We start from the raw sequence: 18,309 nt of genomic DNA on the forward strand, positions 1-18,309 counted from the left end.
GTCACCCGTATGCCGGTGCGCGTCCGCGCCGACCAGGCACCCACACCGTTCGAGGAGGACCCCCGCGTGAACCCCGCCCCTGCTTCCGACACTGCCCCCGACCCCATCCGCACCGCGCTTCTCGTCCTGGACTACCAGCCCGCGACCCTCGCCTTCGTGCCCGAGGGGGAGGACCGCGACTCCCTGCTCGGCCGGGTGGCGGGGGCCGTCGCCGACGTCCGCGCCCACGGCGGCACCATCGCCCACGTGCGCGCCGCCTTCACCGAGGCCGACTGGGACGCGGTCCCGGACGCCAACAAGTCCTTCGCCCCGCTGGCCCGCCACCGCGCCATGCACCACGAGGACCCGGCCACCGCCCCCCACGAGCAACTGGCCCCCCGGGACGGCGACATCACCGTCCGGAAGACCCGCTTCGGCGCCATGTCCACCACCGACCTCGACCGGCAGCTGCGCGCCCGCGGCATCACCACCCTGGTCGTCTCCGGCCTCAGCACCGGCGGAGCCGTCCTGTCCACCGTCCTCGACGCGGCCGACCTCGACTACCGCCTCTACGTCCTGTCCGACGGCGTCGCCGACCCGGACCCCGAAGTCCACGACATCCTGCTCCGCAAGGTCCTCCCCACCCGGGCCCACGTCATCGACACCGCCGCCCTCCACGCCCTGCTCCGGATGGCCTGATCCGCTGCTGGCAGGATCAGCCCCGTGGAACTCACCGAGCACCGCCCCGTCGCCCCGCGCATGCTGCTCGCGCGGCGGATCGAGCGGTGGTTCGTGCTGGAACGCCCGGTGTTCATCCCGGCCGGCTGCCGGTTCTGGACGGAACGGGACGCCCTGGTGGTCGAGCATCCGACGGGGGAGCGGCGCAGGTACGCGGGGTTCGTCTGCCGTTAGGCCGTCTCCTCCGGGGCCTGTCCCGGCTACGGTGCTCGTGTCATGGCATCCGTGTTGCGACACCGGTGTCACGTCACCTGTGTCGCAGCATCAATGTCATGGCACCCGTGTTGCGACATCCGTGCCGTAGCACTCATGTCATGGCATCCGTGTCGCGGCATTCATGTCGGGTCACCTGTGTCACGGCATTCATGTCGGGACATTCAGTGTCGTGAAGTCAACTCCCGCTTGTAACTTCCAAGTTGCGCATTGACACGGATGTGGCGGCGCGGACACCATGGACGCCGCCCACCGCCTGTCGACACCGTTCCCGGACGATCGCATATGGGAGCGCTCCCACAGCGCCCGAGCAGGTCACGGGCCATCCGATCGGCACCCCCACCCCCACAGCCGCCCCGGAAGGACGCCATGTCCCGTTCCCCCGCGCCCCCGCCCATCCGGTCCGTGCCCGTCCGGTCCGTGCCCGCCTCGTCCGGGCCCGGGCCGTCGAGGTCCGTTCGCCGTACCGTCCTCGGACTGGTCGCGGCGGGGGCGCTCGCCGCCGGGGCGCTGCTGCCGTTGCACGTGGCGGCGGCCGACACCGCGGTGGCCGCGCCCGCGTTCAACTACGGTGAGGCGTTGCAGAAGTCGCTGCTGTTCTACGAGGCGCAGCAGTCCGGCCACCTGCCCGCGACCAACCGGGTGAGCTGGCGCGGCGATTCGGCGTTGGACGACGGCAAGGACGTCGGACTGGACCTCACCGGGGGCTGGTACGACGCCGGGGACCACGTCAAGTTCGGCCTCCCAATGGCCGCGTCGACCACCATGCTGGCCTGGGGCGGGATCGCCGAGAAGCAGGGCTACACCGCCTCCGGGCAGATGCCGTACCTGAAGAACAACCTGCGCTTCGTCGACGACTACCTGATCAAGGCGCACCCCGCGCCCAACGTGCTCTACGGGCAGGTCGGCAGCGGTTCGGCGGACCACGCCTGGTGGGGGCCGGCGGAGGTGCTGCCGATGGCGCGTCCCGCGTACAAGATCGACGCCTCCTGCCCGGGTTCGGACCTCGCGGGGGAGACGGCCGCCGCGCTCGCCTCCTCCTCGATGGTCTTCGCCGACAGCGACCCGACGTACGCGGCGACCCTGCTCACCCACGCCAAGCAGCTGTACACCTTCGCCGACACCTACCGGGGCAAGTACAGCGACTGCATCAAGGACGCCCAGGGCTACTACAACTCCTGGAGCGGCTACAACGACGAGCTGGTCTGGGGCGCCATCTGGCTCTACAAGGCCACCGGCGACAGCAGCTACCTGGCCAAGGCGGAGAGCTACTACGCCAACCTCTCCACCGAGCCGCAGTCCACCACGAAGTCCTACAAGTGGACGATCGCCTGGGACGACAAGTCCTACGGCGCCTACGTGCTGCTGGCCCAGCTCACCGGCAAGCAGCAGTACGTCGACGACGCCAACCGCTGGCTCGACTGGTGGACCGTCGGCGTCAACGGCAGCCAGGTCAAGTACTCGCCGGGCGGCGAGGCGGTGCTCGACTCCTGGGGTTCGCTGCGCTACGCCGCCAACACCTCCTTCGTGGCGCTGGTCTACTCCGACACGCTCACCGGCGACCCCACCCGCAAGGCCAGGTACCACGACTTCGCGGTCCGGCAGATCGACTACGCGCTCGGCGACAACCCGCGCAAGTCCAGCTACCTGATCGGCTACGGCGCCAACTCCCCGAAGAACCCGCACCACCGCACCGCCCACGGCTCCTGGACCGACCAGCTCACCAGCCCCGTCAACAGCCGGCACACCCTGATCGGCGCCCTGGTCGGCGGCCCCAGCTCGGCCGACGACTCCTACACCGACGACCGCTCCAACTACGTCAACAACGAGGTCGCCACCGACTACAACGCCGCCTTCACCGGCGCGCTGGCCCGGCTCTACGGCGAGTACGGCGGCAGCCCGCTCGCCGTCTTCCCGCCGAAGGAGACCCCGGACGGCCCCGAGATGTCCGTCCAGGCCTCGGTGAACGCCGCCGGTACCAACTTCACCGAGATCAAGGCGTACCTGATCAACAAGTCGGCCTGGCCGGCCCGTGCGCTCAAGAACGCCTCGCTGCGCTACTACTTCACCCTGGAGCCCGGGGTCAGCCCGAGCCATATCACCCTGACCACCAACTACAACCAGTGCGGCGCCGTCAGCGGGCCCACGCTGTACTCCGGCTCCACCTACTACGTCACGGTCGACTGCTCCAACACCGTGATCGCCCCGGCCGGGCAGTCCGCCTACCGCAAGGAGGTGCAGTTCCGGATCGCCTCCTCGGGCGCCTGGGACCCCACCAACGACTGGTCGTACCAGGGCATCTCGCTGGTCCCGGGCTCGACGCCGGTGGACGCGCCCGACATCCGGCTGCTGGACGGGGGCGTGCCGCAGTGGGGCGCCGAACCGGGTAGCGGCACCGGCTCGTCGCCGTCGCCGTCGCCTTCCCCCTCGGCCTCGACCTCCGCGTCGCCGTCCCCGTCCCCGTCTCCGTCCGCCTCCTCCTCGCCGTCGCCGTCCCCCTCGCCGTCCGCTTCGGGTTCGGCCTCGCCGCAGCCGGTCTCGGGGTGCGCGGTGACCTACAAGGTGGGCAGCAGTTGGGGCACCGGGTTCACCGCCGACGTGACGGTGCGCAACACCGGTAGCGGTACCGTCTCCAGCTGGAAGCTGGGCTGGACGTACCGGGGCAACGAGGTGATCAGCAACGCCTGGAACGCCCAGGTGGTCCAGAGCGGTGCGGCCGTGACCGTCACCGACGCCGGATGGAACGGGACGCTGGCCCCGGGCGGTACCGCGTCCTTCGGCTTCCAGGCCACCGGCACCCCCGCCGCGCTGCCCGCCTTCACGCTGAACGGCACCGCCTGCACGAACGCCTGACCCGCCCGACGGGCTCTCGCCCCGCCGCTGTCCTCGGTCTCCGTCCCGCCCCCGTCCCCGCCGTCGTGCGGGGGCGGGGGCGTTCGCGTGGGCCGGTGGACGCGCGGCTGGAGGGGGAGGAAGGGGATGCGGCGGAGCGGAACGGGTGGCCGGAAACGGCCGGGTAAGTCGGGGCGGCGGGTGCGCGGTGGTGCCGCGGGCCGGTGGTTCGGGGGCGACTCGGGGCGGCTGACTCAAATGTCGCTGGCGGCCCGGGTAAACATCACGATCCGCAAGATCACCGTATCGAGGTAAATACCCCCGGCCGCACGGGCGCAGCGCGCCTACGGAGCGTTAGCGTTCCTCAAGATCCGGCCGAGTCGCTCACGAGTCCTGACGATTCGTCATCTTTTCGTTCCCCGAGGAGCGTTCGCCCTCGCTCGCACGCCAACCCACCGATACGCCACCACACCAACACGCCAGCGCACCAGTACGTCGGTCGACCACGCCCGCACGCCCGGGCCGACCGGCGGCGTCCGTCCGCCCTGACCAGACCGCCCCCTCCCAGTAAGGAGTCACGGATGCCCGACCCAGGGCTTTCCTCTCCGCTCCAGGCCCCGCCCGCACCGGCCGCCGCTCCGTCGTCACCCTCCGGCCCGCCCTCCGACCCCTTCGCGTCGGCCCTCACCGCCGCGCTCGCCGCAGCCACCGCGGCCGCCGGGAGTGCTGCCGGGAGCGCCGGAAGCACCGGGAGTGCCGCACCGGCCGAGAGCGCCGAGGCGAGTTCCGCGCCGGTCGAGATCGTCGAGGCCGCACCCGTGGCGGTGTCCGGTTCCGGGTTGCAGCGGATCCTGCGCGGCCCCAGCGGGCTCGGGACGAAGGGCCTGTTCCTGGTCACCGAACCGCCGCAGCCCGCCGCCGTCGAGCAGGCCGTTCAGGGGCTCGTCGAGCGGCTCGCCGAGCCGGTCGCCGAGGCCGCCGCCCCGGTGGTGGACGTGCCGGTGGAGGGCGTGCCGGTGCCGGGGCTGTACTTCCACCCGATCCCGGAGCCGGACCCGGCCCGGGTCGCGGAGGTCAGCCGCCGGATCAAGGAGTGGGCGGTCGACGAGGTCGACCTGTTCCCCGACGAGTGGGAGGGCCAGTTCGACGGCTTCTCGGTCGGGCGCTACATGGTCGCCTGCCACCCGGACGCCCCGACCGTCGACCACGTGATGCTGGCGACCCGCCTGATGGTGGCCGAGAACGCGGTGGACGACTGCTACTGCGAGGACCACGGCGGCTCCCCGGTCGGCCTCGGCGGCCGGCTGCTGCTCGCGCACACCGCGCTCGACCCGCTGCACACCACGGCGGAGTACGCCCCGGGCTGGGCGGAGTCGCTCGGCGCCGACGCCCCGCGCCGCGCCTACCGTTCCGCGATGCGGTACTTCACCGAGGCAGCCAGCGCGTCCCAGGCCGACCGGTTCCGGCACGACATGGCGCGGCTGCACCTGGGTTACCTGGCCGAGGCGGCCTGGTCCGAGACCGACCACGTGCCCGAGGTCTGGGAGTACCTGGCGATGCGCCAGTTCAACAACTTCCGCCCCTGCCCGACCATCACCGACAGCGTCGGCGGCTACGAACTCCCGGCCGACCTGCACGCGATGCCCGAGACTCAGCGGGTCATCGCGCTCGCCGGCAACGCGACCACCATCGTCAACGACCTGTACTCCTACACCAAGGAGCTCGCCAGCCCCGGCCGGCACCTCAACCTGCCCGTGGTGATCTCCGAGCGCGAGGGCCGCTCCGACCGGGACGGCTACCTGAAGGCCGTCGAGGTCCACAACGAGCTGATGCACGCCTTCGAGACCGAGGCCGCCGCCCTCGCCGCCTCCTGCCCGGCGCCGCCGCTGCTGCGCTTCCTGCGCGGCGTGGCCGCCTGGGTCGACGGCAACCACCACTGGCACCAGACCAACACCTACCGCTACAGCCTGCCCGACTTCTGGTGACGGTCGGCAGGCCGGCAGCGACCGCCAAGACCCCGCACCGATCAGTGACAGCCAGCAGTACCCAGTGAGAAACGGACACCTGCAGATGACCAGCACCGAACTCAGCACCTCCGCCACCGCGTTCGTTCCGGCGCCCGCGACCGCCTACCAGGGCGACATCGCCCGCTACTGGAACAACGAGGCCCGCCCGGTCAACCTGCGCCTGGGCGACGTCGACGGGCTCTACCACCACCACTACGGCATCGGCGCCATCGACACCGGGGCCCTCGGCACCCCCGAGGACAGCGAGTACGAGAAGAAGCTGATCGCCGAGCTGCACCGGCTGGAGTCCGCCCAGGCCGAGGTGCTCCTCGACCACCTCGGTCCGATCGCGCCCGGCGACACCCTGATGGACGCGGGCTGCGGCCGCGGCGGCTCGATGGTGATGGCGCACCAGCGCTTCGGCTGCAAGGTCGAGGGCGTCACCCTGTCCAGCACCCAGGCCGAGTTCGGCAACCGCCGCGTCCAGGAGCTCGGCATCGCCGACCACGTCCGCTCCCGGGTCTGCAACATGCTCGACACCCCGTTCGCCAACGGCCAGATGTCCGGCTCGTGGAACAACGAGTCCAGCATGTACGTCGACCTGCACGACCTGTTCGCCGAGCACTCCCGGGTGCTCAAGGTCGGCGGCCGCTACGTCACCATCACCGGCTGCTGGAACCCGCGCTACGGCCAGCCCTCCAAGTGGGTCTCGCAGATCAACGCGCACTTCGAGTGCAACATCCACTCCCGCCGCGAGTACCTGCGCGCGATGGCCGACAACCGGCTCGTCCCGCAGGCCGTGATCGACCTGACCCCCGACACGCTGCCCTACTGGGAGCTGCGCGCCACCTCCTCGCTGGTCACCGGCATCGAGGAGGCCTTCATCGAGTCCTACAAGGACGGCTCGTTCCAGTACGTGCTGATCGCGGCCGACCGGGTATGACCCGGGTCTGACCGGGTCTGGCCCGGGCCTGACTGGGTCTGACCGGGGCCGATCGCCGGGCCCGGTCCCCGGCGCGTCCACCCGAGGAGGGCTCGCAGCGCTCCCCGGTGGGACCTTCACCGGTCCTGCGGCCGTCACCAGTTGAAGGGCTCCGACACGTACTGCCAGCAGTCGGCGCCGGCGGCCCCGGGGTCGACACCGGCCAGCCGGAGTTCCAGTTCGCCGAGGACGCCGTGGCGATCGGGCCCGCCGGTGCGGTACACCGCGAGGTAGTGCTGCTGGAGGGCGACCATGGTCAGGAAGGACCCCAGGCTGCTGCCCGCCAGCGGGGCACGCGGGTGGGCGTGGTCCGGCGAACCGGCCGGCAGCATCCGCAGCACCCGGCCGGTGGCGCCGTCCAGCAGCAGCCGGGCGCCCATCCACCGGCCGAGGGACAGGAACGGACCGCTCCCGGCGGGCTGCTCGTTCTCCGGGACGGACTCCCAGGGGTGCGGTGCGAAGGCGTCCGGGCCGGTCGGCTCCAGGCACAGGCCGACCAGGTCCGGTACGGACGGCACGCCCACCTCGGTGAGCAGCCGCCGGGTCGGGCCGTGGACGACCCCCGCCGGCAGCTCGTCCGCCCGCAGCCGGTGCACCTGCCCGGGGCCGAACGCCCGGGCCAGCAGCCCGGCCAGGTCGGCGACCGCCGCCGGGTCGAACGGCCGGGGGAGCACCCGGCCCGGGCCGCCGATCACCGGCACCAGCCGCTGTTCGGGCCCCGCGCGGAGCAGCCCGGCGTCCAGTTCGACGGCGTACGCGCCCCGCGAGTCGGCCAGCACCACCAGGCCGCCGACCGCGACGGCGTACCCCGCCTCGGGGTGGTGGAACACGCCCAGCGGCTTCCCGTCGGCGTCGTGCACCTCGCTGCGGTGCCACTTCTGACGCAGCACCAGGGCGGCTCCCGGGGCAGTCCGCAGCCCGGCGTCCGGGCCGGTGTCCGGCTCGGCGTCCCCCGGTAGCGGACCGGCCAGCACCTCGCCCGTCCCGGCGTCCCGGACGAAGCGGACCCCCCGCTCGTCCTCCAGCAGCACGGCCGGTCGGCCGTCCACCTCGACGGCCGTGAGGTTCTCCAGGTCGGACTCGTGCCGGGTGGCCGGCAGGCGGTCGTAGTCGCCCGGGGGACGCCAGTCGGCCCACACCGGGTGGAACAGCAGCGGCTCCGGGCAGGACTCGGCGAGCAGCCGGGCCCGCTCCGGGCGCCCCCGGGTGAACGCGTCCAGCGCCAGGTGCGCCACCCAGTGGCCGTGCGGCACGCCCGCCAGGCCGTAGCCGCCCAGGTGGTGCAGCGCGGCCGCGTCCGTCCCCGGCGCGACGCCGTCCGGGTAGCCGCCCCGGACGCCCTCCAGCAGGGCGTCCTGCGGGATTCGGGCCAGCGCCCGGGCGTCGGCCAGCAGCGCGTCGAACCGTCCGGCCGCCGCCGCGTGCCCCGGCAGCGCCCGCGCCGCCCACTCCGGCAGCGCGGCGGTACCGGCGGCGCCCAGCAGCGCGTCGGTCATCCGCCCGTGCAGCGCCGTCAGGTCGCCCGCCGCCTCCCGCAGCGCCCCCGCGAGGGCGGGCGAGGCGAAACCCACCCCGGTACCGTCCGCGACCAGCCAGGGCAACTCCTCGGCCCAGGAAGCCAGTTGACCATCCGCGACGTCCGTCACTCCGGCAGCCCGGCAGAGCGCCGCCCAGCCCTCGACCGGCACCCGGTGGTGTTCGGCGCACGCCAGCGCGACCAGCGCCGCCCGGGCCCCGGCCGGCACTGCCGCCTCGAACGCCCGCAGCTCCGCCGCCGCGCCCCCGCCGGGCAGCGTGAGCACCGTCCTGCGGTAGCGCGTCGGCTCCGGGTCGGCGAACACCGGCACCCGGTCCTGCTCGACCACCAGCCGCAGCCGGCCCTCGGAGGCGCCGATCGACAGCCACCGGACCATCCACCGCAGCAGCTCCCGCTCCCCGCCCGAGGCCAGCGAACCGGCCAGCTGGGGGTTGGCGAGCAGCACGACGCGCGGCTTGCGCTCCTTGCGCAGCGCCCGGACCAGGCCGCCGAAGTCCAACTGCGCGCCCCGGCTGCGCACCCCGGCGCCCTCGATCAGCCCCCGGGCCACCGCGTCGCCGCTCCGCCCGGCCGTGTCCACCAGCAACGCCTCCGGGAACCGCTCCGCCAGCGCCGCCAGCACGGACGTCTTGCCGCTGCCCGCCGCGCCGCACACGTACAGCAGACCGGGGCCGGTCTCCCGCAGCCAGTCGGTCGCGTCCCGGACGGCGTCCCGGACGGCGTTTCGCACCGCGTCCTGTGCCGCGTCCTGCGCGGCGTTCCGTACGGTGTCCGGCACCGAGGCCCCGGCGCGCCCGTTCCCGTCCGGGCTCCCGTCCACGCCCTGCTCCGGCTCCTGTGCCCGCTCGCTCACTGCTGGTGCCCGCCCGCCGTGCTCGGTCCGGCCGCCGTTCCCGGTGGTCAGACGAAGTCCTCCCGGTCCTGGAAGACCTCGGTCCAGAAGTCGGAGCGGGCCACCACCGGGTCCAGTTCCAGGGCCCAGTCCCGCAGTTGCCGACCGGAGTCGGCGAGCGCGGCTTCGTCGGCGCCGCGGTAGTACGTCGCGTAGAGGCGCAGCAGCGCGGCGAACCGCTCGACCGAGGAGGCCATGACGCCGCCGTAGTAGTCGCCCTCCCAGCGCTCGGTGGAGTAGCGGGAGACCCGGCCGCTCTCGCCGTCCACGGTGATCAGGGTGAGTCCGTCGTTGTCGGTGGCGATCAGGTAGGCGTGCTCGCCGAGCCCGGCGAAGTCGGGGTCCTCGGGGGAGTGCAGGTCGGCCGTGCGGAGTTCGGACAGGCCCTTCTCCGCCAGCGTCTCGGAGCTGAAGTCGAGCAGCGGGTGGCGCACGGCGGGGAAGCCGACCTCGGTCAGGAACCGCCGGGTGGGCTCGTGCCGCAGGCCCGCCGGGAGGTCGGCCGGGTCGGACGTCCACAGCGCGTCGGCGCCGTAGTACCGGGCCAGCCACTCCCGGTCGGGCTCGCGGGCCTCCGGCGGGAGCCCGGCGGGCGCGAGCGCGGTGACCGCCGGGGCGGACCCGTCCACGAAGGGCCCGGTCGCCGCGCCCTCGTTCCCGTCCCCGTCCGTGTCCTCGTCCCGGTCCTCGTCTCCGCCCTCGCTCTCGTCCGGGTCGCCGCCCGTGTGCAGCTCGACCGCGTAGCAGCCCCAGCCGCCGCCGAACACGGCCAGCCGGTCCACCCGGACGGCGTGCTCGACCTGTTCGGGCGCGGCGGGCAGCCCGGCCGTCTCGTCGTCCCAGCCGTCCGGACCGTTCAGCACCGCCTCCCCCAGTTCGGGGAGGTCCTCGGGCAGCACGGGCTCGTACGGGTCGGGGAGGTCGTCGGCCTCGAACGGGCGGAACAGCTGCGGCCCCGCCAGGACGGCGCCGTCCGCCAGGTCGACCGCGTACTCGTAGTAGCCGTCCTCGTCGTCCGGCTCCATCCGGTCCAACCGGGCCAGTACGTACTGCTCGTGGACGGACACCACCGGGGCGTCCTCGTGCTCCACCACCCGGAGCGCCACGACCCGCCCGCCGCCGGTCGGGCGGGCCGCCCGCGCGCCCGGCGGCACCCAGCGGGACCACACGGTGCGCCACGGCAGCCGGTACCCCGCGTCGGCGAGGACCGCCGCGTCGTCCGCCCGGCCGTGGCTGACCAGCAGCAGGTGCAGCCAGGACAGCCACTCACCGTGCCGCTCGGCCGGGGGGCGCACCCCCAGGCGGTCCAGGTGGTGGACGTCCTCGGCCAGCGTGCCGGCCGGCACCCCGTCCGGCCAGCACTCCGCCATGCCGGCGAGCAGCCGGGTGCGGTCGACCTGGGCGAGGAAGAGCGGGTCCTCGATCAGCGCGGGCAGCTCGGCGGGCAGGAACGAGCGGTCCGGCCTGGGGGTCGGCTCGGGTCCGGTGGTCATGGGCGTTCTCCGTGGTGCTGGTCGGGCGTGGCGTCGGGCGTCATCGGTGTCGCGTCATCGGTGCGGCATCACCGATGAGACATCACCGGTGTGGTGCCATCGATGAGACGTCACCAGTGTGGTGTCACCGGTGTGGCGTCATCGATGCCTGATCACCGATGCTTGATCATCGATGTCGCGTCCCTGATGTCGCGTCACCGATGACTGGCCATCGGTGACGCGACATTTGATGTCGGGTCACCGATGGCCAGTCATCGATATCGGGTCATTGATGTGGTGTCACCGGTCGGGCCTCCACCCCCGGGTCAGTCCAGGTCCATCGCCGGCTGGTACTGGTTGCGCGGACGGTTCGGGCTCAGCTCGCCGGTGCGGGCCAGCTCGTACCAGAGGTCGCCGACCCGGTTGAGGTGGTCCTGCATGTCCTGCTTCAGACCCGTCGCCGCGGCCTCCCGCTCGGCCTCCGTCTGGTGGCCGGGCGCCATCTCGCCCTTCCGGTACCCGACACCGTAACCCACGTCCACGCCCGGCATGTTGGAGGTCAGGTACGCCGAGCAGTGGCCGTGTCCCTGGCCGCCGCCGCAGGGCTCCCGTTCGGTCCACAGGTGGGAGATGGTGTAGTCGCCGGTGTTCTGGCGCTCGTTCAGCCGGTCGATCCAGTTGCCGAGGTGCGGCTCGGAGTGCGCCGAGGGCCAGGAGAAGCCGTTGGTCGGGATCGAGGTGTCGATCACGTACCGGACGTTGCCGTTGCCGTCGCTGGTCTCGATCACGGCGAAGTTCTTCCCCGAGAAGTCGGGCCGGTGGTCGCCCTTGACCGCCTTCACGGTCTCCTTGCGGACGGTCCTGGCGGCCTCGTTCTCGGTCGACCCGTGCTCTTCCGTGTGCTGCTCGATCAGGTGCTCGCGCACCAGGTAGCCGGGGTCTGGCTCCCGGAGCTTGGTGCCCTCGGGCAGGTTCTCGATGTGCGTGTTGCCGCGGTTGCTCCGCCAGAAGTCGTGCCGCTCGTGCAGGTCGACGCCGCGCGACTTCTCGTCGAGGTGGCGGGTGTCGTTCTTGCTCGGGTCGGCGTGGTCGTACGGGTGGGTGACGTGCTCCGGGCTGGCGCCCACCGCGTAGTCCCGGTGCACGGCGATGCTGATCCGGCCGAGCTCGGCCAGGACGGCGCCGCGCTGGTCGCGGTCCAGGTGCTCCAGCCCGGGCAGCTTCTGGAACAGCTCCTTCTGGTCGAAGCCGAGCTGGAACGGCTCGTCCGGCTTGCGCTTGGCGTTGGCGTTGACCCGGTCCGCGGTCTCCTGGAGGAAGTCGCCGAGCGACCTGTCCTCGGCCCGGTCCAGCAGGAACTGGTGCGCGACGTCGAGGTCGCACTGCCGGACCTCGGCGTTCTCCCGCTGGCGCAGCGCCTGCTGCTGCGCGTCCGGGAGCATGTTGCGGTGGGTGTGGTCCTTCGACTGGTCCTGGCCGTAGGGCGTGGAGCCCTCCGGGCCGTCCGGGTCAGAGGTGTGGTGCGGCGGGTGGTTCCCGGTGGAGCCGTCCCCGGTCGGGTCGTCGTCGGTCTTCTGCTTCTTGGTGGCCGGGCCCTCGTGCTCGGCCTCGTTCTTCTGCTTGCCGGCGGGGTCGGCGGGACGGCGGTCGGTGTCGCGGTCGGAGGAGGTGCCGTCGGGCCGGGTGCTCCCGTCGGGCCCGGTGGTTCCGTCGGACGGGATCGGGCGGCGGTCCCGGTCGAGCGGGACCGCGAACACGCCGTGGTCGCCGTTGTGCAGCGGCTGGTCGCCGCGCTGACCGGTCTGGTTGTCCAGGTAGGTGATCCGGCCGTTGTGGTTGACCACGTTCCAGGCGTGCGCCCGGCCGTGGGCGTCCTGGGTGACGATCACCGCCTGCGAACCGTGCCCCGACTGCCGGAGCTGGTCCTCCAGCCGGTGGAACGCCTGGTCCCCGTTGCCGAGGTCGCGGAAGGGCGCGCCCAACCGGTCCTCCGCCCGGGCCCGCCCGCCGTGCTCGCCGTCACCGGTGCCGTCGTCGCTGCGCGGGGCGGCCGCGGTCGGGCGCCCGCTGTACGTGTCCGCGCTGGAGAGCGCCACGTCCAGGCAGTTGTTGTCCCGCCCGGGCGCCCGGTGGCCGTCGCCGTTGACCGCGCCCGGCCAGTCCCCGTACGGGTCCGGGTGCCGCTGCGGGGTGCCGTCCGGGTTCCGCGGGACCCGGCTCTCCAGGTCCTGCTGGTGCCGCGGGTCGACCGGGGCCAGACCGCCGGGCACGTCGTGCGGCCGGCTCTCCGAGAGCGGACGCTCGTGCGGCGGCACGGAGGAGTCGTGGTCGCCCTTGGCCGGCGCGTCCCCCTTCTCCGGGGTGTCGGAGTCCGTCGGGGTGTCGTGGTGCGACGCGTCTTCGTGGTGTGACGGGTTCTCGTGCTGCGACGGGTTCTCGTTGCGCGCCGGATCGTCGTGGCGTGCCGGATCGTCGTGGCGCGACGGCGTGTCGTTCTTGCCGTGCTCGGGCCCGGCGTCGGGCGTCTGACGGTCCGCGTGCGGCACGGGGGCCGGTCCGGCGGCGGGCCGGTCCGTGCCGGGCCGGTCCGTGCCGGGACGGTCGGCGGTGGGACGGGTGGTGGCGTCGGGCGTCCGGGTGGGGCGGTCGCCGGACGGCTGCTGGCCGAGCCGGACCGGGGCGTCCGGACGGTTGTTGCCGGTCGACTGGGGCGGCACGCCGTTCGGGCGGTTGCCCGACGGCCCGTCAGCCGGGCGGCCGGCGTTCGGCGTCGTGCCCCCGGTGTGGGGGCCGGTGCCGGTGCTGCCGGTGCCCGGGGTGTGGGCCCCGCCGGTCGGGACGCCACCGAAACCGGGGGTGGAGACCGGGCCGGTCGAGGCGGGGCCGGCGGTCGGGGTGGCCGGGCCGCTGTCGGGCCCGGACGGCCGGGACGTCGTGCTCGGCGGCGCGTCGGCGACGGCCACCGAGGCGGTCTCGACGGACGCCGGACGGGCCGGCCCCCGGTCGTCCTGGTCGTGGTGCGACGCGGCGGCCGGAGCGGGCCCGTGCGGAGGCGTACCGGCGGACGCGTGACGCGGCTCCGCCCCGCCACCGCCGTGCGGCACCCCGCCACCGTGCGGCACCGCACCGCCGCCGCCCACCGGACCCCGCTGGTCCGGCGCACTCTCGGCGCCCGACTCGTGCCGCTGCGGAGGCACCGGCCCACCCTGCGAAGAGTCGTCGCCCCGGTGCGGAGCCTGCCCGTCGCCGTGGTGCGACGGCGTGGACCCGGAACCGTCCCCGTGCCGGTCGGGACCGTGGCCCGAACCGGAGTCGTGACCCGAACCGGGGCCGTGCGTCGGGGCGGGCGCGGAGTCGGGAGCCGTCCGCGGACCCTCGTGCGGCGCTCGGTGGTCGGCGGCGCCATCGTGCCGGGGCCCGTCGTGGGACGGGCGGGTGTCCGCGCCGTCGTGGGTCGGGGGCCGGTGGTCGGCGGCGTCGTGGGTCGGGCGGGTGGTGCCGTTGTCGGTGGCCGTGCTGTGGTCGGTGCGGGTCTCGGCGCCGTCGTGGCGCGGCCCGTCGTGGGGCGGCCGGGCGTTGTTGTTGTCGCCGGTGGGGTGGTTGCTGCCGTCGGTACGGGTGTCGGCGCCGTCGTGGGTCGGGGGCCGGTGGTCGGCGGTGTCGTGGGTCGGGCGGGTGGTGCCGTTGTCGGTGGTCGTGCTGTGGTCGGTGCGGGTGTCCGCGCCGTCGTGCGACGGACGGGGGGCGCTGTCGCCAGTCGTGTGCTGCGGGGTGTCCTGCGACGGCGGGCGGTGGTCGGCACCGTTGTTGGCGCTGCTGTTGTTGCCCGTGCTGGTGTCCGGACGGGGGGCGCTGTCGGTGGACGTGTGGGGCGGGGTGTTCGAACTCGGCTGGCCGGCACCGCTGTTGTCGCCCGTGTGGGCGGGGGGCTGGTCGGTGGTGAGCCGGGTGCCGAAGGGGTCCAGCGAGGTGTTGGAGCGGCCGTTGTCGCTCGCCGCACGGGTCGGACCGTTGCCGCCGCTGGTGCCGGAGTCCGGGTGCGAGCCGGACGCGGTGCCGTCGGAGCCGTTGCCGCCGGTGCTGCCGTTCGAGGCGAGGTGGCCGGACGGGCCGCCGTCCCCGGTGGACGAGGGGTGCGAGTTGCCCGAAGAACCGGACGTACCGGACGAGTTGGGGGAGTGCGTCGACCCGGTGGATTCGGTGGACCCGGTCGATCCCGTGGAGCCGGTCGACCCCGTCCCGCTGGACCCGTTGGACCTGCCGCTCGTGCTGCTCCCGTCGGAACTGCCACTGCCGCTGCGGCTACCGTTCCCGGTCCCGTTCTCGCCGCCGTTGCTGCCGCTGCCGCTGCCGCTGTCGTTACCGCTGCCGGAGCCGGAGCCGGAGCCGGACCCGCTGTCGGAGCCGTTGCCGCCGTGCCCGGCCGCGTGGTCGAGGCCGCTGCGGACGTGGCCGCCCGCGCGGGAGCCGACGCCGTCGCGGAGGGACTCGGTGAAGGTCTGGCCGGCGTTCTTGACCGAGTCCTTGAAGTCGTCGGTGCCGCGCTTGGCGGTGCGGCCCAGGTCGTAGCCGTCCTGCGCGCCGAAGCTCTGGTTGACGGTCTGCGAGATCAGGTCGCTGATCATGCCCTGGACGGCCGAAACGACCGGGTCCTTCAGCGTTTCGAGGATCGCCTCGACGAGTGCCTCGCGCAGCTCCTTCAGCAGGCGGCGCACGATCATCTTGGTGGCCTGGGTGGCGCCGAGCGCGCCGACCTCGGAGAGGCCGAAGGTGAAGGGGGCGGCGGCCTGGGCCGCGATGACTTCCGCGGCCAGGATCACCAACTGCGCGATCACCGCGATCTTGCAGGCCACCACGATCATCGCGGCGGCGTCGAAGGCCATGGCGATGAGCCGGGCGGCGCTGGCCGCGTCGGCGAGGTAGCCGTCGCCGCCGGTGGAGAACTTGTCGAAGGCCTTGCCGAAGGCGTCGACGTCGTCGCCCGCGTTGGCGGAGCGGACGCTGTTCGCGGCGGCGAGCGCCTGGTAGTTGACTTCGTCGACCTGGTCCGCGAAGTCCCGCCAGACCTGCGCGCATTCGCGCATCCGGTCCTCGTCCGCCTTGGGCCAGTCGAAGCCGAGCATCTCCAGGACCCACTCAAGGCTGTCGGGCAGCATGAGCGACACAGGCCAATCCCCCTTGGCAGCGTTCGCGCGAGCGAACTCTCTTCTCTCGGTACCAGCGTCGGACGACGTGCGACGCACGGGGGAGGGCCGGATTCGGGCCCGTCCCGGTGCGCCCGGCAGGGCCGGTGGAGGAAGGCTCCGGTGTCCGGAGTCAACACTCAGTCAATCCTTCGCCAAGCGATCCTACTTACTGGGCGCCTCAGTCGCCTAGCGGGGGAAATGTACAGGAACGGTGTCGGCGCGGATCGGGCCGTCGCTTCGCCCGCGCCGCAACGGTCGGTCGTGGGCGCACCGTTGTGTTCCGGGCGGTCGGGGCGGGGTGTGGGAGGACTTCGGCGGTCCGGGGTGCGACGGCCCGGTCCGGGTCACTCCGCGTCGAACTCGGCGGTGACCGGTGCGTGGTCGCTCCACCGCTCCGCGTGGGTGGCGGCGCGCTCGACCCGGGCGCCGGTGCAGCGGGCGGCGAGGCCGGGGGTGGCCATGTGGTAGTCGATCCGCCAGCCCGCGTCGTTGTCGAAGGCGCGGCCGCGGTAGGACCACCAGGAGTAGGGGCCGTCCTGGTCGGGGTGGTGGCGGCGCAGGACGTCGACGTAGCCGTGCTCGTCCAGGACGCGGGAGAGCCAGGCGCGCTCCTCGGGGAGGAAGCCGGCCTTCTTCTGGTTGGCCTTCCAGTTGCGCAGGTCGGCCTCGCGGTGGGCGATGTTCCAGTCGCCGCAGACCAGCACCTCGCGTCCGGCGGCGGCCGCGCGGGCGCGCAACTCGCCGAGGTGGATGAGGAACTCGGCCATGAAGCGTTCCTTCTCGTCCTGCCGCTCGGTGCCGACCTCGCCGGAGGGGAGGTACAGCGAGGCGACGGTCAGGCCGGGCAGGTCGAGTTCGGCGTAGCGGCCGGAGGCGTCGAACTCGGCGGAGCCGAAGCCGATCCGGGTGGCGTCGGGGGCGCGTCGGGAGAGCACGGCGACCCCGGCCCGGCCCTTGGCGGCGGCGGGGGCCCAGACGGCGTGCCACCCGTCGAGGCGGTCCAGCACGTCGGCGAACTGCTCGGGCTCGGCGCGCACCTCCTGGAGGCAGACCACCTCGGACTTGGTGTCGTCCATCCACTCCAGGAAGCCCTTCTTGGCGGCTGCCCGGATCCCGTTGACGTTGACTGTGCTGACGGTTCGCAATCGTACCCCTTGAGCTGCGGCGACATCCCGGAGGGGCTGCGCCTCGTGCAGCCCTCGACGGTACCCGAACCGGGCCGCCCTCCGGGCGCCGCAGCCACCCGTGTCACCCGGAGGAGCCGGACCGCCCCGGCCCCGGCCTCGCCGGAGGCTGTACGGGGGCTGTACGGGGCCGGGCGAGGGCCGGGCGGGGGTCTGCGGACGGCCCGGGTGGGCGGGGGTTTGTCGGCGGGGGTTTGTCGGCGGGCGGAGCGGAAAAGCGGCATTGCGGGCGAATCGGGGCGCCATAGCGGGTCGGGGGGCGATCCGCAAGGAAGCTTCCCCATTGGTCTTGACCATCTCCGGCGCCACCCCCTACTGTCGCTTACTGCAAAGACCTTTAATAAAGAAGGACGGATAAAGCCCGCCTCCTCCACCTGCCGAAACGGGGGTGCGCGGTGGACTGTCGTCCCTTTCCTGGTGGAGGACACGGTGGGGCAAGGAACGCTCGCGGCGGTCGCGGAGCCCAAGTACTGGCACCTGCGCACGGTGCTGCTGCGCACCATGGACACCGAGTTCTCCACCGGGCAGGTGCTGCCCAACGAGCGGGAGCTCTCGGCGCGCTTCGGGGTCGCCCGGGCGACCCTCCGGCAGGCCCTGGACCAGCTGGAGCTGGAAGGCCGGCTGGTGCGCCGCCGCGGGATCGGCACGCTGGTCGCCGCCCCGCGGGTGGGCATCCCGGTCGCGGGCCGGGACGGCGGCCGCTCCGGCGCCGTCCGCGGCGGGCAGGAGTGGAAGGTGGTGGACTGCACCACCGGTCCGGCCTCCGCCGCGCTGGCCCGCACCCTGAACCTGGCCGAGGGCGAGCAGGTGCACACCGTGCGTCGGCTGCGCGTCGTCCAGGGCGTGACGGTCGCCGCCGAGTCGCTGCACGTGCCCTCGGCCGCGTTGCCGCACCTGGCCGTGGTGGTGGACGGCAACGACCGGGCCCGCGGCGTGCTGCGCCAGCTGGAGCGGGTCGGCGTCGACGGCGAGTCCCGCTCGGTCGAGCTGGGCGTCGCGGAGTCCGCCGAGGCCGCGCTGCTGGAGCGCCCGCCGGGCACCCCGGTGCTGGTGGTCACCACCCAGTACGCGGCGGCCGGTCGACTGGCCGCGGTCGCGGTCTCCACCTACCGGGCCGACACCTGCAAGCTGACCTTCGGCGAGTCCGGCGTGGCCGTCCAGGTCCCCGCCGGGGTCAAGGCCGCCGCCGTCTCCTGACCGGCGGCCCGCCCCCGGTCACTCACGCCCGGTCGCTCGCCCGTCCCCGGTCACCCACCGGTCACCCGCCCACCACCGGCAGCTATGGCAG

Annotated in this window: 10 protein-coding genes; 6 read left to right on the top strand and 4 right to left on the bottom strand. The window is 73.5% G+C overall.

The annotated features are described in order from the left end of the window. The first annotated feature begins 66 nt into the window (after positions 1–66). The 5 genes from HUT16_RS33495 (at position 67) to HUT16_RS33515 (ending at position 6,711) form a co-directional block, all read left to right on the top strand. On the top strand, positions 67–678 hold the full coding sequence (locus HUT16_RS33495) for a cysteine hydrolase family protein (RefSeq protein WP_254898111.1): 612 nt from the start codon (positions 67–69) through the stop codon (positions 676–678). A gap of 24 nt (positions 679–702) precedes the next feature. Next, on the top strand, positions 703–891 hold the full coding sequence (locus tag HUT16_RS33500; protein ID WP_176191761.1) for a hypothetical protein: 189 nt from the start codon (positions 703–705) through the stop codon (positions 889–891). Positions 892–1,335: 444 nt separating this feature from the next. Further along, a complete protein-coding gene (locus tag HUT16_RS33505; protein WP_254898112.1) occupies positions 1,336–3,783 on the top strand; it encodes a glycoside hydrolase family 9 protein in 2,448 nt (815 codons plus the stop codon). A 560-nt stretch (positions 3,784–4,343) separates the two neighbouring features. Continuing rightward, entirely contained in the window at positions 4,344–5,747 is a 1,404-nt protein-coding gene (locus HUT16_RS33510; protein WP_176191762.1) for a family 2 encapsulin nanocompartment cargo protein terpene cyclase, read from the top strand. Positions 5,748–5,832: 85 nt separating this feature from the next. Then, on the top strand, positions 5,833–6,711 hold the full coding sequence (locus HUT16_RS33515) for a geranyl diphosphate 2-C-methyltransferase (protein WP_176191763.1): 879 nt from the start codon (positions 5,833–5,835) through the stop codon (positions 6,709–6,711). Between the two features lie 134 nt (positions 6,712–6,845). On the opposite strand, the gene HUT16_RS33520 is transcribed toward HUT16_RS33515, so the two are convergent. From HUT16_RS33520 to HUT16_RS33535, 4 genes are all read right to left on the bottom strand, one after another. Further along, positions 6,846–9,140 carry an SUKH-4 family immunity protein gene (locus HUT16_RS33520; RefSeq protein ID WP_176191764.1) on the bottom strand — a complete coding sequence of 765 codons (2,295 nt, stop codon included), beginning with the start codon at positions 9,138–9,140 and terminating at the stop codon, positions 6,846–6,848. 47 nt (positions 9,141–9,187) lie between these two features. Further along, positions 9,188–10,672 carry an SUKH-4 family immunity protein gene (locus tag HUT16_RS33525; protein WP_176191765.1) on the bottom strand — a complete coding sequence of 495 codons (1,485 nt, stop codon included), beginning with the start codon at positions 10,670–10,672 and terminating at the stop codon, positions 9,188–9,190. Positions 10,673–10,977: 305 nt separating this feature from the next. Continuing rightward, complete coding sequence (locus HUT16_RS39500; RefSeq protein ID WP_303392149.1) at positions 10,978–15,807, bottom strand: toxin glutamine deamidase domain-containing protein; 4,830 nt, start codon at positions 15,805–15,807, stop codon at positions 10,978–10,980. Positions 15,808–16,181: 374 nt separating this feature from the next. Next, a complete protein-coding gene (locus HUT16_RS33535; RefSeq protein WP_176191767.1) occupies positions 16,182–16,982 on the bottom strand; it encodes an exodeoxyribonuclease III in 801 nt (266 codons plus the stop codon). Positions 16,983–17,450: 468 nt separating this feature from the next. On the opposite strand from HUT16_RS33535, the gene HUT16_RS33540 reads away from it, so the two are divergent. Then, on the top strand, positions 17,451–18,218 hold the full coding sequence (locus HUT16_RS33540; RefSeq protein WP_176191768.1) for a GntR family transcriptional regulator: 768 nt from the start codon (positions 17,451–17,453) through the stop codon (positions 18,216–18,218). The last annotated feature ends 91 nt before the right edge of the window (positions 18,219–18,309 follow it).

It is taken from the genome of Kitasatospora sp. NA04385 (genome assembly GCF_013364235.1).
In the GTDB taxonomy this organism is placed as follows: domain Bacteria; phylum Actinomycetota; class Actinomycetes; order Streptomycetales; family Streptomycetaceae; genus Kitasatospora.